The organism is Rhizorhapis sp. SPR117 (assembly GCF_021742065.1).
On sequence record NZ_JAKKIE010000001.1, the window covers coordinates 47,223 to 62,832 of the forward strand.

Here is a 15,610-nt window from a genome sequence, read left to right on the forward strand (position 1 = left end):
GAACGTAATAGAAGACACGCCAAGGCGCGCCCATAAGTAGGTTCCCTAATCCGTTCCAGGCCTGATCCGATTATCCCCGTCGCCGCGCCGCTAGGAAAATCTAGCCGTTCTTCGCTTTCCGCTTGTCGCGATGGTCCTGGTACGAGCGAAGGACCTCCGACATCCGCGCGAGGGCTTCGCGCCGCGCCGAGGCGCTCTCGATACCCTGGAGCTCCTTTTTGAGGCGGATCGAGAAATCGGCGTAGTCATTCTGCCAGTCGCGCCCGACCGCGCCTTGCAGTTCGGGGTCGCCTGTCTTGAGGCGCCGCGCCGACGCGCGCGCAGGCAACGCATAGGTCTCGCCCAGTTGTGGGGCGATGATCGATGTCGCCGCCTCATCCGCCTGCAGCAGTCGGCGGAACGTCTCGATCGACCCGGACTCGCCGTGGCTCAGGAAAAGACTGCCATCGATCGGCTGCCGCGCCTTGATCCATCGCTGAAGATCCTGCTGGTCGGCATGCGCCGAATAGGTGTCGATCCTGCGGATCTGGGCACGGACGGCGACGTCCTGCCCCCAGATCCGCACCCGGTTCGCGCCATCGAGGATCGTGCGTCCCAGCGACCCCGCCGCCTGGAAGCCGACGAACAATATCGTCGACTCCCGCCGCCCCAGATTATGCCGCAGATGATGGCGAATGCGCCCGGCCTCGCACATCCCCGAAGCCGCCATGATGATTGCGCCGGACAGGCTGTTGAGCCGCATCGATTCCGTAGCGTTCAGGACATAGTGGAAGGACGGATGATGAAAGATCTCGCCCGAACCCATGTCCTCGAGCTCGCCGGCATGCTTTGCAAACACCTCGGTCGCCCGCGTCGCCAGGGGAGAGTCGATGAATACCCGCGGATGCGCCAGACGGCCGGTGTTGATGAGCATGGCAATGTCGAGGAGCAACTCCTGCGTCCGCTCAAGCGCGAATACCGGGATGACGAGATTGCCGCCACGCGTCAACGCAGCCTTGATTTCGGCTTCCAGGAGCGTACGCCGCTGCTCGATCGTCAGATCCTCGCGGGCCCGGTCGCCATAAGTGCTTTCGCAGATCACATGGTCAAGCCCCGCCGGTCCTTCGGGATCGGCGTGAAAGGCCTTGTGATCCGGGCCAAGGTCGCCGGAAAAGAGCAGGCGCGTTTCGCCAACCTGCATCTCGACGGAAGTCGATCCGAGAATGTGGCCGGCATTCCACAACCGGGCCGTGAAGCCCCGCGCGGGCTGGAACCACTTGTTCAGCGCGACCGTCTCGATCTGATCATAGGCCGCCTTGGAATCGGCCTCGGTATAGATCGGCTCGATCGGCTCCTCGTCCTTTCGATCCTTGCGGCGGTTACGCCGCTCCGCTTCGCTTTCCTGGATGCGCCCGGCGTCAGGCAGCATGTGGTAGAGAAGATCACGCGTTTGCGGCGTCGCATAGACCGGCCCCCTGAAGCCCTCGGCGACAAGCTTTGGCAATAGACCGCTATGGTCGATGTGTGCGTGCGTGAGGACGACCGCGGCGATCTTGCGTGCATCGAACGAGAACGGCTCGCGATTGAGCGTTTCGAGCGTCCGCGGTCCCTGGAACAGGCCGCAATCGATCAGGATCGCGCGGCCGTCATGTTCAAGCTCCATGCACGAGCCTGTGACTGTCCCCGCGGCGCCGTGGAAGGTGATCCTGGGCTCGTTATTCGTCACTGCACATGCTCCAAATTGGCGGGGTCCTGATCCGTGACACCTTAGTGACGCGCAATGCTCCCGCTATGAGAGATTTTCCTTAGCGAACACCGACATGCACCTGCTGGATCGTTCATCAAAACGGAAAAACATCAGCACTTCTACCGTGGTATTAGAGGGTAGCAGCCAGATCCCCCTCGCATCGCCTCGTTCGCGGGGCCTCGCGTCTGCTGCAATAGCGCGATCGAGAAGCCCGGACAGTTCCAGAACGCAAGCAATCACGGATAGCGAGACCAGTGTGATGATGGCGGAACGGACGAACGCATTTTGCGCCTTGAGAGGAGGGCCTGAACGACGCCAGGCATCAGCGGGATTGCGACGCCCGACAGGGCTACCTTGGCATGCCGCACCGGCGGAACGAATTGGGGATATTGCGGATAGACTGGAATACATCCAGCCCGCTCAAATGGCGGGATGACGAACATTGCCACGCTGACGCTGAACCCGACGATCGACGTCGCCTATGAAGTCGATCGCATGTTCCACACGCGCAAGATGCGGACCAAATCCGAATTCTACAGCCCAGGCGGCGGCGGTATCAACGTCGCTCGAGTCTTTGTTCGCCTCGGCGGCAATGCCCGAAGCTATTATATGGCGGGCGGTGCCACAGGCGATGCTCTCGACGGCCTGCTCGACCTCCATCAGCTCGTCCACAATCGCATCTATATTGCGGGCCATACCCGCGTCGCATCCGCCGTGCTCGAGCTCGAAAGCGGCAAGGAATATCGTTTCGTTCCACCGGGGCCGACCATCCAGCCCGCCGAGTGGCAGGCCTGCCTTGACCAGCTTGAAACCGCGCAGTGCAATTTCATGGTGTTGAGCGGGTCGCTGCCGCCCGGCATGCCCGCCGATTTCTACGGTCAGGTCGTAGCGCTGATGCGCCGGCGCAATATTCCCGTCATCCTCGACAGTTCAGGACCGGGACTTAAGGGCGGCCTCGATGAAGGCGGCGTCTTTCTCGTGAAGCCCAGCATCGGCGAGTTGCGGCAATTGACCGGGCTCGAACTCGGCGATCCCGACGAAATCGCCCATGCGGCACTCGAAATCGTTCGATCCGGACAAGCCGCCCATGTCGCCGTGACCATGGGCCATGAAGGCGCGATCCTTGCCAGCGCCGCCGGACCGCTTTTCCTGCCAGCTGCCCCCATCGAGGCGAAAAGCGCGGTTGGTGCCGGTGACAGCTTCCTGTCCGCCATGCTGTTTGCGATCTCGATTGGCTGGGAGATGGGCGAAGCCTTCCGTTTCGGCATTGCCGCTGGCGCTGCCGCCGTGATGAGCCCGGGCCATGATCTCGCCAGGCCAAACGACATCGAACGCCTCTACCAACGGACGCCGCAAATACCCTGAGTGTTGCGAAGATCGGTATATCCCGCGCGACTGTCGGGGCGGTGAGAACGCGTCTTCACTGCCTCAGTGTTTGCGCACAAATTCGGCTCGTAAGACCAGGCCCTTGATACCCTCGTAGCGGCAGTCGATTTCCTGCGGATCGCCGGTCAGCCTGATCGCCTTGATCACGGTGCCCTTCCTCAGCGTCTGCCCGGCCCCCTTGACCTTCAAATCCTTGATCGTGATGACGCTGTCCCCGTCCGCGAGGATGTTCCCTGCCGAATCCAGGACCTCGACCAAGTCTGCTGCCGCGGCCTTCGCCGCAGCCTCGACGGCGGGGAGCCATTCGCCTGAAGCGTCATCATAGACATACTCGTCGTTTGCATCGCTCATCCTGGGTTCCTTCCGGATAATAGAGAGGTGATCAATGGAGTGTCGGCGCCGTGGAGGCCGGCTCCACGGTGAGGGATGAAGCAAGCCGCACGGCATCCGCGAAATTCGCACTATGCAAAACCCGACTGCTCGAGGGGCCGAGCGATACCCTTTCGAGCATCTCCATCGGCTGCGCCGTCACGCCCGAAAGGATGACCCGGATGCCCAGCACTTCGGCATGGTCGACAATGTCGCCCATTGCCGCGACACCGCTTGCATCCAGCAACGGGACCCGGCGCATTCGCAGGATGATGATTTTGGGAGCGGACCCGATGCGCCTCAGCGTGTCCATGAGGTCGTTGGCGACCCCGAAAAAGATGGGACCGTCGATGCGGAACACCTCGACACCTGCCGGCAAGGCCGTGCGCTGGTCGAGTTCTTCCTCTTCGGCATCGGAGGCGGCGCCTTCGCTATCGCTCGCGATCTCGACGGTCCGGCTCATCCGCATCATGAACAGCAGCGATGCCAGCGTCACGCCGACCGCGATCGCCACCGTCAGGTCTATGAAAATCGTGAGTCCAAAAGTCAGCAACAGCAGGCTCCTGTCGCCATTCGGCATGCGCAGGAGCTGAAGGAAACGGTGGTGTTCGCTCATCCCCCAAGCCACCATGAACAGGATCGCCGCCAGGGCGGCCAGCGGTACGAAGGCCATGAGCTTCGAGGCGAACAGGATGAACAGGAGCAGGAAGACGGCGTGCAGCATGCCGGCGATCGGCGTCACCGCGCCGGCGCGGATATTGGTCGCGGTCCGTGCAATGGCTCCGGTCGCGGGCAGCCCTCCGAAAACGGCCGAGGCCATGTTCGCGACACCCTGCCCGACGAGTTCCTGATTGGAGCGGTGCCGGGAACCGATCATGCCATCAGCCACAACGGCCGAGAGCAGCGCCTCGATCCCGGCGAGGAACGCTATGGTGAAGGCGGCCGGCGCCACCGCTTGCAGCCGGGCAAACGAGATCTCCGGCAGGGCAGGGGCGGGCAGGCCGGTGGGAAGCTCGGGGAAGCGCGATCCGATCGTCTCGACCGGGACATGCAGAAGGGCGACGATGGCGCTCGCCAGCACGACGGCGATAAGGAAGCCGGGGAGGCGCGGGGCCCATTTTCGCAGAGCGATGATGAGCGTGAGGGAGCCGGCGCCAATTGCAAGAGTGGCGAGCTGCAGGCTCCCCAGCGCGGAGAAATAGGCCGACCACTTGGGTATGAAGTCCGCGGGCACCGTTTTCATTGACAGGCCCAGGAAATCCTTCACCTGGCTTGAAGCGATGATCACCGCGATCCCGGCGGTAAAGCCGGTAACCACTGGCTGCGGGATGAAACGCACAAGGCTCCCGAGCCCGGAATAGCCCGCAACAATGAGCAGTACGCCCGCCATCAGCGTCGCCAGCAGGAGCCCGTCATAGCCATGCTGGGCGATCACGTTGAAGACGACGACGACGAACGCGCCTGTCGGCCCGCCCACCTGGACGCGCGAACCGCCAAGCGCCGAAATGAGGAACCCGGCGATGACGGCCGTGATCAATCCCTTGTCCGGGGTCGCGCCGCTCGCGATCGCCAAAGCCATGGCGAGGGGGAGGGCGACGATCGCGACCGTCAGCCCCGCAATGCTGTCCCGCCGCAGCCGATCGAACGTATATCCCTCGCCGAGAACCGTTACCAGTTTCGGCGTGAACGCGGTCAGCCGCGCATCATATGGCTTCATTTTCGGCCTGCGGTTCGCCAGCCTGATCGTAGAGCATCGATGGCACGCGCTTCGGCTGACTTCCCGCTGCGGTATCCTTCAGCCGGACCCCGCGCCCGGCGCCGTTGCTGGTCGCATTCTCACCGATGATCTCGATTCCGGCGGTTTCCAGTGCGTTGATCACCTTCACCAGCGTATCGACCACGCTGCGCACCTGCCCGTCCGACGCCTCCATTCTCTGGATCGTCGGAAGCGAGACGTTGGCCAGAGCAGCCAGTTGGCGTTGGTCGATACCGAGAAGAGCACGCGCCGCGCGCATTTGCTGTGATGTGATCATTGAGTCCTCGTGATGTATGAAACATCTAATTGCAATCCTACCTCTCATATGTGCGATATGCTAGATGAAATTCCGCAGCCAACCCCTCCGCTGATGGTGCCAACGCCAAAGGAATTTCCAGTCATGTCCGCGTTGTTCTGATATGGGCAGGTTCCAGGCGGCGCCGGAGGCAGGGTCAGGCGCGTGTTTGAGCTGATCCTGGGCATGGCACAACGGAACTTCCAGCAGATCCAGACCTCACTTTCGCAAACCCGGCCGAGTGGGGCGGCACTCGTGAGGAGGCAGAGACGGCTTTGAAGGCCTGCTCGATCGGCATTGGGCCTGAAAATACCCATTTGATCGTCAGAATCATTGAAATGAAATGCAGATAGGTGCATATATCAAGCAAGGAGTGCACTCATGCTTGCTGCTTTTCTAGATGACATTCGTGACGGCGACCTGATCGCACCGCGCCGCATGGCGGAGCGCTTGCGACTGCCGATGACGCGCCTGTCGCGGATTGCCCACCTCAATCGCAACACGATGACGGCGCATCCTGACAGTCCTGCCGTGCAGGCCAAGCTGGGAGAAATTGCGCGCATCATCACTCGCGCCGCCGAGCTTGCAGGCGATGAGGGCAGGGCGATCATCTGGTTCCGCCACCAGCCTATCCCCGGCTTTGGCAAGACGGCCGAGGAACTGGTAGAAGAGGGCAAGGCCGAGGCGGTATTGTGGACGCTCGATAGCATGGACGAGGGCGTTTATTCCTGATGACATCGCTGGCGCCGCTGCAGGGTCGCTACTGGCGAATGCTTGGCGTGCGCTGGCAGCGCCGCCCACTCGAAAGCGGATCACACCGGACTGGCGGCCGCTGGAACCCCATGGGCATGCCCGCACTCTACCTCTCCGCGGACTATGTGACTGCGATAGTCGAGATGCATCAGGAGCTCGTGCGCCCCGGCACGCTGGCCGCCTATGATGTTACCGCCAACGCCATTGCCGATCTGCGCGGGACAGATCCGGCGATCACCGAATGCTTATGGCGACAGATATTCATGGTGGAGAAGGGCATTCCTCCCAGTTGGAAGCTCGCAGAGGAATTGACCCTTGCGGGTGCCGAGGGTGCGTTGGTTCCGTCTGTCCAGAACAAGGGTGGCACGAACCTTGTCTTGTGGAAGTGGCACGATGCCGGGGCAGAGGCCGAAACAGCGACAAGGGAGGGGGCTGCCCTGTCGTTGCTCGATCCCGAAGATGCACTAGCTGCTTGGGACCGGAATTGACGCAGTTGGATTGCAGGGGCCAGAAGGAATGCTTGTGCCGTTGCGACTGCTTGGCTTTGTCCGTGCCGAATTCTTCGAGACATTCTTAGGCAGGGGCTGCCAAACGGATAGCGCTCCGCCGCCTTCAAGGGTGGCTGGCTTCCATTTTACCGGAATGCCGGTTTCAGCGAAATGCTGAAACACCATCGACGTTGAATGCCTCTCCGATTGCCCGCAATTCCGAAACAAAGATCCGTTTCTACAAAATTCGCTGGACAGTGAATATTGCCATACCGCCGGATATGCGAATCTTTGAGCTTGAGGAGCGCGAATTGCTGGAGGAGCTGTGCGGCGCCGTAGCAGCGTTGCCGGGCGCTTCCGTGCATCAGCGCGACGGAGATGAGCGTGTCGGCGCGCAATATGCCGTGACGACGGAGGCCGCAGCGCAGGCATATGCGCCGTACCTCTCCGCGATCTCGCAGCTCAAATGCCGGATGCAGGGCGGGCGGCTGCACAGCGAGGTCCTCTCGCGCCCAATGCTCGACTCGTATCGAAAGGCTGGAATCTCGGCGTCATCGAAGATGCCAGCAAGCACGACATCGCGGTGGGCAAGAGGATCGACGGCATTGCCTATGCGCCGCCGGTCCAGGTCTATCTCGACCAACTTCCTCGCCGAACTCAACTGAAACCCGCCGCCACCGAGGGCGACACAAATCGATCAATCAAGGCAGGGCTGGGAAGTCGGAGCGCGCATGACCCTCGACCAGCGCCCGCAACCCCGCCGGTTCCAGCACCTCGACCTTGTCGCCCCACTGATAGAGATGCCAGGCCATTTCCAGCCAGCCTGCGGCCTTGAACCGGACAATCAGACTGCCGTCGTCCCGATATTCGGCCGATTGGTTGGGATGGAACTGGAATTCCGCCGCGCGCGAGGCTGCGCCGGGAAGAAAACGCCAGACGACCTCGCCATATTGGGCGGGGTCCTGATAGGCGCCGAAGGCCTGCGCCGCATGATCGTTCAAGGAAAAGCCGGACTGGATGGGAAAACTTTCATCGAGACATTCGGCGCTATGAATGCGGTCCAGGCGAAAATGGCGAAGATTCTCGCCTCGGTCAGCCTGACGCGCAACGAGATAGCTGCGCAATCCCAGCAAGAGCCCATGCGGCTCGACCGTCCGGGTTTCTGCGTCGGTGTCGCCATAGACAATGCGCATCTTGAACGGTCCGCGCAGAGCTTCGATCAGAACGTCGGTCACCTCAGGCTTCATTGCGACCCTTGGACCTGGCCGCGCCACTTGGCCCAAAGCCGATAGGACCGCCTCCGCATCGGCTTCGGACCGCAGTGCATCACGCGGGGACAGGCGCGTGATCAGGCTGTCTCTTAGATCTTCCAGCGCGCGGGCATGGCGAAGCCGGTTCTCGTCACGGGCCGCGCGGGCGGCGATTTCCAGAGCCTCGATGGTGTTTTCCTGGCGCGGTTGCAGCCGCTCGGGGATGGGACTTTGGATCCGCCAGCGCCGGCGGCGATCGTCATCTTCTACGACAACGACATTTGCGAAATTGTCCTCCAGCGCGCTGGTCATGCGCTGCGCCGTACGATGCGAAATGCCAAATTCCTGAGAGATTTCCTCAAGGCTGATGCCCAAGCGCCGCGAGGCGGCGAGCTGGGCGAGGCGCAGGAGATCGTTAGCCTTGGCGAAAGTCATTGCATGTCCATGTCACAGATTGACACCCTCGCATGCTAAGGATCAGGGTAACGCCTGTCGAGGTGATTCCCTCGCGGGGGCGCAGGGCAAATCGAAGGGGGCCAAGTGAGGACGATCGGGAACACCATCCTGTTTTCAGCGACGGACCTAATGCGGTTCGTCGGCTGTGCGCATGCGACGGCGCTCGATCTTGCCTATATGCGCGGCGAGCCGCTCACCCCCCGGGAAGATACCGAGGATGCCGCGCTGCTTCAGAAACAGGGCGATGCCCATGAGGCCGCCCATTTGGTGACGCTGAAGGACGCGGGCCATGGAGTAGTCGAGATCGCGCGTGGCGACCTTGCACAGAACGCGGACGAGACGCGAGCGGCCCTGGCGCTGGGCTCGCAGATCATCTTCCAAGGGGCTTTTCTGGCTGAGCGGTGGGGTGGCTGGTCCGATTTTCTCGAGCGGGTCGAGCGACCATCATTGCTGGGGCCGTTCAGCTACGAAGTGACCGACACCAAGCTCAAGCGCAAAGCCCATCCCAAGCATGTGTTGCAGCTCGTGCTCTATTCCGACCTTTTGGCGGAGATTCAGGGCGTGATGCCGGAGCATGCCCATGTGCAGCTCGGCGATGGTACGCGCGCGACGCTGCGCTTGGCCGACTATGCCTATTATGCGCGCGGTGCGCGGGCGAAGCTCGAGGCCTTTGTTGCTTCCCCTCAACTGACGCGGCCGATCCCTTGCGCGGATTGTTCGCTCTGCCGATGGGCCGATCATTGCGACGCCGCCCTCGCCAGCCAGGACAGCCTGTTCCAGGTCGCCAATATTACCCGCGGCCAAGTGAAGAAGTTGGAGGCGTCCGGCATCGAAACCATGGCCGGGCTTGCTCGGCATCACGGCCCGGTGCGCGGCGTTGCGAGTGCGACGGCGGAGAAACTTGTCGGCCAGGCAAGATTGCAGCACGCGCGCAAAACCGGCGAACCCGCCTTCGAGTTGCGTCCGGCACAGCCAGGCAAAGGCTTTGACCTGCTCCCTCGGCCGCAGGCGGGCGATCTCTTCTACGACATCGAGGGCGACCCCCATTATGAGGGAGGCCTTGAATATCTGCACGGCGTGTGGGCCGATGATAGTTTCCATGCCTTCTGGGCCCATGACCATGCCGCCGAAGCGCAAGCGCTCGAACGGCTGCTTGCCTTTTTTCGCGATCGGCTCACGGCTTATCCGGAGGCCCGCATCTATCATTATGCGCCCTATGAGATCACCGCGCTGCGGCGTCTCACCACGCGCTATGGCATTGGCGAGGCCTTTCTCGACCGGCTCATGCGCGAACGGCGCTTTGTCGACCTCTATGCGGTCGTGCGCGGCGCGCTGATTGCTTCCGAACCGAGCTACTCCATCAAGGCACTGGAAGCCTTTTATGGCTTGAAGCGCGAGGGCGAGGTCAAGACGGCGGGCGGGTCGGTCGTTGCTTATGAAAATTGGCGCGAGACGGGCGATCAGCAAATCCTCGATGAGATCGAGGACTATAATCGGGTCGACTGCCAGTCGACCCAGCTTCTGCGCGATTGGCTAGTGGGCATCCGGCCCGATGGTCCCTGGCCCGTGCTGACACAAGACGCGGCCGAGCAGGAGGTGATCGAAGACGAGGAAACGACGGCGCTGCGCGATCGCCTGGCGGCGTCCACTTTGGCCCCAGAACGTCAGGAATTGCTGTTTAATCTGGGGCTGTTCCACAAGCGTGAAGCCAAGCCTGCCCAGTGGACGGTTTTCGACAGCGCGGCGCGCGATGAGGAAGAGCTTGTCGACGATCTCGACGCCCTGGCGGGCCTCGAGGCGATATCCGGGATCGAACCCATCAAGCGCTCGGTGATGCGCACCTATCGCTTTCCGTCTCAGGAAACCAAATTGCGCGAAGGCGGCAAGGCCACTGTGCCCGGGATTGACGGGCCGCCGTCAACCGTTGCGATTGAGGCGCTGGATCGCGATGCGTGCACGATCACCTTGAAGGTCGGTGTGGCAAGGGCCGAACTGCTCGCCGATCGTCTGACCCTGCATCCGGATTGGCCGCTCGATACCAAGGTGTTGGCCGCAGCGGTTCGCGACGTCATCGAGGATCAATGCGGGCCGCGGCGCTTGTCTGCCGTCGATGATCTGCTGTCGGGCGCCGCCCCGCGTCTGAACGGCATTGACGGCGATATCCTCTGCGGCGGGGAACCGGTGGCGGGCGCCATTGCCGCGGCGCACGCCATGGACCAGACGTTGCTCCCGATCCAGGGGCCGCCGGGAACGGGCAAGACGCACGTCACGGCCCGGGTGATCCTGGCGCTGGTCAGAGCGGGACATCGGGTCGCCGTCGCCTCGAACAGCCATGAAGCGATCCGCAATGTCCTGCTCGGCTGCCTGCGTGCTCGCGAGGAAGAAGGTGGCACCTTTCCCGTGTCGTTTGCCCACAAAGTTTCCGGAGGCGATGATGGCTATGCCAGCGATTGTCCCGTTCACCGCGCCACGGCCAATGATGACCTGATCCTCGCCCGCGCCAATGTGGTCGGCGGCACGGCCTTCTTCTTCGCGCGCGATGAGAATGTGCAGCGCTTCGATTGGTTGTTTGTCGATGAGGCTGGACAAGTGGGCCTCGCCAACATGGTCGCCATGGGTCGTGCCGCGCGCAATATCGTGCTGGTCGGCGATCCGCGCCAGCTGCCTCAGGTCATCCAGGGCGCGCATCCTGCGCCCGCCAACCTGTCATGCCTGGAGTGGATGCTGGGCGAGCATGCCACCGTCCCGCCCGATCGGGGCATATTCCTTGCCGAGACCCGGCGGATGCATCCGGCAGTTTGCGACTTCATTTCAGACCAGGTCTACGAGGGACGCCTTGCCAGCCATAGCGATACCGAGCGCCAGAGGGTTACCGGAACGGCCTGGCCCACGGCCGGCGCATATTGGGTTTCGGTTGCTCATGCCGGTAATGCCCAGATTGCCGCCGAGGAAGTTGCGGCGATCGGAGCGGCAATCGAGAATCTCCTGCAAGGGAGCTGGACCGACAAGAACGGCGCCACGCGCCCTATCGGCCCCGGCGACATCATCGTCGTCGCCCCCTATAACGCACAGGTCAACGCGCTGCGGGCAGGGCTGCCGAGCAGCATCCGCGTCGGCACGGTCGACAAGTTCCAGGGCCAGGAGGCCCCTATATGCCTTGTCTCCATGACGGCATCCTCGGCCGACGAGACGGCCCGCGGCATGGAGTTTCTTTTTTCGCTCAACCGCATCAATGTCGCGGTCTCACGAGCTAAAGCGCTTGCGCTCGTTTTTGGCAGCGACCGCCTACGCGAGGCCAACTGCACCAGCATCGAGCAGATGCGGCTCGTCAACACGCTCTGTGCCCTTCCGCCATTTTCTGCGCCTCTCAGTACGGGATCTTGATCCATGCGTTTCCTCCACACCGCTGACTGGCAGCTCGGCAAACCCTTCGGCCGGTTCGAGCCCGAGGTGCGCGCGGCGCTTGGCGAAGCGCGCTTCGACGCCATCGACCGGATCGGCGAGGTCGCTGCAGCCCAGCAGGTGGGGCATGTGATCGTCGCGGGCGACATCTTCGATACCGAAGGTCCCGAAGATAGGGTCATCGTCCAGGCAGTCTCGCGGATGCAGCGCTATCCCTGCCGCTGGTGGCTGCTCCCGGGTAATCATGACTATGCCCGCAACGGCGGTTTGTGGGACCGCGTCCGTCACAAAGCGTCGGACAATATCATCCTGCTCGCCGAACCCATCGCGCAGGAGATGGAAGCAGGGGTCTGGCTGCTACCCGCACCGCTCCTCCATCGTCACCATCTCGACGATCCGACCGAGTTGTTCGACAGCATGGAAACGCCAGGCGCGAAGCTGCGTATCGGCCTTGCACATGGCTCCATCCGCGATTTTACCGCGCGCGGCGAGACCAAGAACCAGATCGCACCCGATCGCGCGAAGCGGTCCAATCTCGACTATCTTGCGCTCGGTGATTGGCATGGCACGCTCAAGGTTGAGCCGCGCACATGGTATGCCGGCACCCCCGAAACCGACGGTTTTCAGCGCGATGAGCCGGGCCATGCCCTGATGGTCGAGCTTACGCCGGGAGTGGAACCGAAGGTGCAACCCCTGCGCACCGGCCGCTTCCAATGGCTGCTCAGAGATTGGACCTTGCAGGACACGGCCGCCTTTTCGGCGGAGTGCGACGTGCTGCTCTCGGCTATCGATCCTGCGGCAACGCTGCTGCGCCTTTCGCTTGCAGGCATCACGAGCCTTGCCGACCGCGTCGAGATCCTGTCGCGGCTCGAAGATGACCTGCGGCATCGCCTCCGTTTCCTGGATGTCCGGGCGGACGATCTTGTCGGCCGGCCGGGCGAGCAGGACTTGGCGGATCTCAAGGTCGAGGGATTGCTCGGCATAGCGGCTGAGAAACTCACCGAGACGATCGCAGCCGGCGGGACTGAAGCCATGTTAGCGCGGCGCGCAATGGAGCGGCTCTTTGTCGAATATCATCGGGGAGGCCAAGCATGAGCCTGCAACTCCGGCGGATCAGCCTCAACAATTTCCGCAAGTTCCGCGAGCCCCTGACGATCGAAGGGCTGGGCGAGGGGCTCAACATCATCATCGAGCCCAACGAGAGTGGAAAATCCACGATCCTTGAGGCCCTGCGTGCGGCTTTCTTCGTCCGCCATGCCACGAAGAATCAGCTCGCCCAAAGTTTTGCGCCTTATGGCGAGGCGGTCGCGCCAGAGATCGAAGTCAGTTTCGATATTGGCATCGAAAGCTGGAAAATCGCAAAGCGCTTTCTCAAAGGCCCCCAAGTCGAAGTCACGGGACCGCAGGGTCGGGCGCAGGGCGAGGAGGCCGAAAATCGCCTGCAGACGCTTCTAGGGTTCGTCAAGGATAGCAGTCAGCGCGGTGACCCGGCCACCTATGGCGCGCTCGGTCTGCTATGGGTTCCGCAGGCGCAGGCGCTCGAAGTGACGGCACCCGGCAGCATCGTGCGCAGCAGCATCCAGGCGACGCTGGAGGCGGAGGTTGGGACGATCGTCGGCGGGGCTGCCTATGAGCGCGTCCGAAAGCGGATCGATGAGCAGTATGACATTTACTGGACGCCGACTGGAAAGGCGCAGTCGAAGGGACGCTGGCAAGCGGCGCGGGATCGCGACCAGCAGGCGCGGCAAGTCGCTACGGACGCGACCACGCGGCTCGATGCGCTCGAAAAGAGCTTCAGCGATCTGGAAACAGCGCGCGGCCGACTCAAGGTTATCGAGCGGGAGCTGACGGACGAGACCGAGCAAGAACAACGCGCCAATCTCGTTCAGTCTCTGGAGATCGCCAGGGCTGCCGCGCAGATCCTGGAGACGCGCAAAGCTGAACATGAAAATCTCTCTACCAACCTCGATCGTCTCGAGGATCTGCAGGCTCAGCACGAGGCGGCGAGGGAAGCGCTGACGGCCGCTGGTGAATCTTTGGCCGCAATCACCGCCGATCGCGATCAGCTTGCAGGTCAGCTGGACGCGGGACGCACGAAAGTCGCTGACGCAAAGGCAGCGCTCGACAAGGCGCGTAATGAGCGCGCCACAGCCCGCCAGGCGCTTGTCGAGGGGGAGGGACGTCTCGCTGGGCGTCAGCGCCGCGCGGCGATCGCCGATGCGCGCCAGCGGTGCACCGATCTGCTCGACCTTGAAAGGCAGCTGGTCGATGCTCGCCATCAGGCCGCACGTGTCATTCCGGTTGAGGCGCTCGCTCGCTTGGAAGCCAATGACCGCGCTGTCGCGGAGGCGCGGGCAGCCGTCAATGCTGGCGCTACCACAATCGAGCTTACGGGCGACGCTACGGGCATCACCATGGACGGCGAGCCCCTGACACCAAATAGCCCGCGCACCTTGACCGGTGAGACGCAGATTGCCCTGGGCGGGGGCATCCTCGTCATCCGTCCGCCGGCAACGGCAGCCAGTGCGGAAGCCCGTCTCGCCGAATTGCTCGAGCGACAGGAACTGGAACTAGCCGAATGGGATGTGGCCGACCTCATTGCGGCCCGGACGCGAAACGATACTGCGCGCGACGCGCAGGGGACTGTCCAACTGCTCGAAACCAAAATTACCGGCCTCACGCCGGCGCAGCCGCTGTTGGATCTCGCGGCAGGCCCGGATGCGCTCAAGCTGTTCGTGGCCGGTGCCCCAGCGGAATCGCCGGCGTCTGATGAAGACGAGATCTCGACCGATCAGCTCACCCGACGCCTGGAAGAGGCGGAAACGGCTGCGGTGCGCGCTGAAACCCTGCACGACCAAGCCGTTCAGGACTTGCGAGAAATAGAGGATAGGGACCGCCCGCTTGCCGCCAAGCAGGCGGGCGCGGAGCGCGACCAGACCCATGCATCGGATCGCATCGCTCAGCTCGAAGGGAAGCCCGATTTTCCCGGGCTTGCCGACGTCATCGCCAAAGCCCGGGAGGATGTTGCCCAGGCCGCTGTCAAGCTGGCCGAAGCGAAGCGCGACGCCACCGCACATGATGTGCAGGCGATCAACCGCAAGATCGAAACGATCGATGGCCGGGCAAGGGCTGGTCAAACCCGGCGGAGCGACCTCGAAAAGGATATCGCCCGCCTTGAGGCGATCATTGAGAGCGAGGGTGGCAAAGGTCTGGCGAGCCTGGCCGCAGCTGCAGCCGAAGAAGCCGATGCCGCAACGCAAGCGCTGGCTCGGCTCGACGAAGAGGCGGCCACGGTCAAAATGCTCAAGGATGTGCTGGACGAGGCGCGCGCAGAGGCATCTCGAACCTTCGTTGGCCCAGTGGCCCAGCGCGCTCGCGTTCATGTCGAGCGCCTTTTCCCCGGCGCCGACCTCAGCTTCGATGAAGAACTCGGTCTGGCCTCGGTCACGCGATCCGGCCTGAGCGAAGCCTGCGGAACGCTCTCAAAGGGGACGCAGGAGCAGCTGGCGGTCCTCACCCGCCTCGCCTTTGCCGACATGCTGCTGGAGCAGGGCATGCCGGTTTCGCTGATCCTCGACGACCCACTGGTCTATTCCGATGACGGCCGGCTCGATCTGATGACGGAAATCCTGGAGGAAGCCTCTCAGCGAATGCAGGTGATCCTGCTAACCTGCCGCGATCGGGCATTCCGGCATTTGACTGCAACGCGGGTGCAGCTTTGAGCCTGCT

At 62.7% G+C, this 15,610-nt stretch carries 12 protein-coding genes; 7 read left to right on the forward strand and 5 right to left on the reverse strand.

Annotated elements, in window-relative coordinates; translation table 11 throughout:
• Positions 1-100: 100 nt before the first annotated feature.
• On the reverse strand, positions 101-1,705 hold the full coding sequence (locus L3X40_RS00255) for an MBL fold metallo-hydrolase (RefSeq protein WP_272907899.1): 1,605 nt from the start codon (positions 1,703-1,705) through the stop codon (positions 101-103).
• Between the two features lie 453 nt (positions 1,706-2,158).
• Here L3X40_RS00255 and L3X40_RS00260 point away from each other — a divergent pair, with 453 nt between their 5' ends.
• Positions 2,159-3,091 carry a 1-phosphofructokinase family hexose kinase gene (locus tag L3X40_RS00260; protein WP_237363758.1) on the forward strand — a complete coding sequence of 311 codons (933 nt, stop codon included), beginning with the start codon at positions 2,159-2,161 and terminating at the stop codon, positions 3,089-3,091.
• 63 nt (positions 3,092-3,154) lie between these two features.
• Here the strand turns inward: L3X40_RS00260 and L3X40_RS00265 are convergent, their stop codons facing one another.
• Genes L3X40_RS00265 through L3X40_RS00275 form a run of 3 tightly spaced genes read right to left on the reverse strand, consistent with a single transcriptional unit; the run spans position 3,155 to position 5,514 of the window.
• Entirely contained in the window at positions 3,155-3,463 is a 309-nt protein-coding gene (locus L3X40_RS00265; RefSeq protein WP_065846063.1) for an alkylphosphonate utilization protein, read from the reverse strand.
• A 31-nt stretch (positions 3,464-3,494) separates the two neighbouring features.
• Positions 3,495-5,198: a SulP family inorganic anion transporter gene (locus tag L3X40_RS00270; RefSeq protein WP_067105068.1), complete on the reverse strand. Its 1,704-nt coding sequence runs from the start codon at positions 5,196-5,198 to the stop codon at positions 3,495-3,497.
• The gene (locus L3X40_RS00275; protein WP_065846061.1) at positions 5,185-5,514 is read right to left on the reverse strand and encodes a helix-turn-helix domain-containing protein; all 330 of its coding nucleotides are present in this window, start codon (positions 5,512-5,514) and stop codon (positions 5,185-5,187) included. The genes L3X40_RS00270 and L3X40_RS00275 overlap by 14 nt, the downstream gene beginning before the upstream one ends.
• A gap of 399 nt (positions 5,515-5,913) precedes the next feature.
• On the opposite strand from L3X40_RS00275, the gene L3X40_RS00280 reads away from it, so the two are divergent.
• From L3X40_RS00280 to L3X40_RS00290, 3 genes are all read left to right on the forward strand, one after another.
• Complete coding sequence (locus tag L3X40_RS00280) at positions 5,914-6,264, forward strand: antitoxin Xre/MbcA/ParS toxin-binding domain-containing protein (protein ID WP_065846060.1); 351 nt, start codon at positions 5,914-5,916, stop codon at positions 6,262-6,264.
• Positions 6,264-6,773 carry an RES family NAD+ phosphorylase gene (locus tag L3X40_RS00285; protein WP_067105064.1) on the forward strand — a complete coding sequence of 170 codons (510 nt, stop codon included), beginning with the start codon at positions 6,264-6,266 and terminating at the stop codon, positions 6,771-6,773. Before L3X40_RS00280 ends, L3X40_RS00285 begins: the two co-directional genes overlap by 1 nt.
• 311 nt (positions 6,774-7,084) lie before the next feature.
• Entirely contained in the window at positions 7,085-7,438 is a 354-nt protein-coding gene (locus L3X40_RS00290; RefSeq protein ID WP_237363759.1) for a hypothetical protein, read from the forward strand.
• A gap of 36 nt (positions 7,439-7,474) precedes the next feature.
• On the opposite strand, the gene L3X40_RS00295 is transcribed toward L3X40_RS00290, so the two are convergent.
• Positions 7,475-8,458: a helix-turn-helix transcriptional regulator gene (locus L3X40_RS00295; RefSeq protein WP_092958548.1), complete on the reverse strand. Its 984-nt coding sequence runs from the start codon at positions 8,456-8,458 to the stop codon at positions 7,475-7,477.
• A 105-nt stretch (positions 8,459-8,563) separates the two neighbouring features.
• On the opposite strand from L3X40_RS00295, the gene L3X40_RS00300 reads away from it, so the two are divergent.
• From L3X40_RS00300 to L3X40_RS00310, 3 genes are read left to right on the forward strand one after another with little or no spacing between them, the layout of a single operon-like run.
• Positions 8,564-11,863: a TM0106 family RecB-like putative nuclease gene (locus tag L3X40_RS00300; protein WP_092958546.1), complete on the forward strand. Its 3,300-nt coding sequence runs from the start codon at positions 8,564-8,566 to the stop codon at positions 11,861-11,863.
• A gap of 3 nt (positions 11,864-11,866) precedes the next feature.
• Entirely contained in the window at positions 11,867-12,976 is a 1,110-nt protein-coding gene (locus L3X40_RS00305; RefSeq protein WP_092958544.1) for a metallophosphoesterase family protein, read from the forward strand.
• Positions 12,973-15,603, forward strand: a complete 2,631-nt coding sequence (locus L3X40_RS00310; protein ID WP_092958542.1) for an AAA family ATPase — start codon at positions 12,973-12,975, stop codon at positions 15,601-15,603. The genes L3X40_RS00305 and L3X40_RS00310 overlap by 4 nt, the downstream gene beginning before the upstream one ends.
• The last annotated feature ends 7 nt before the right edge of the window (positions 15,604-15,610 follow it).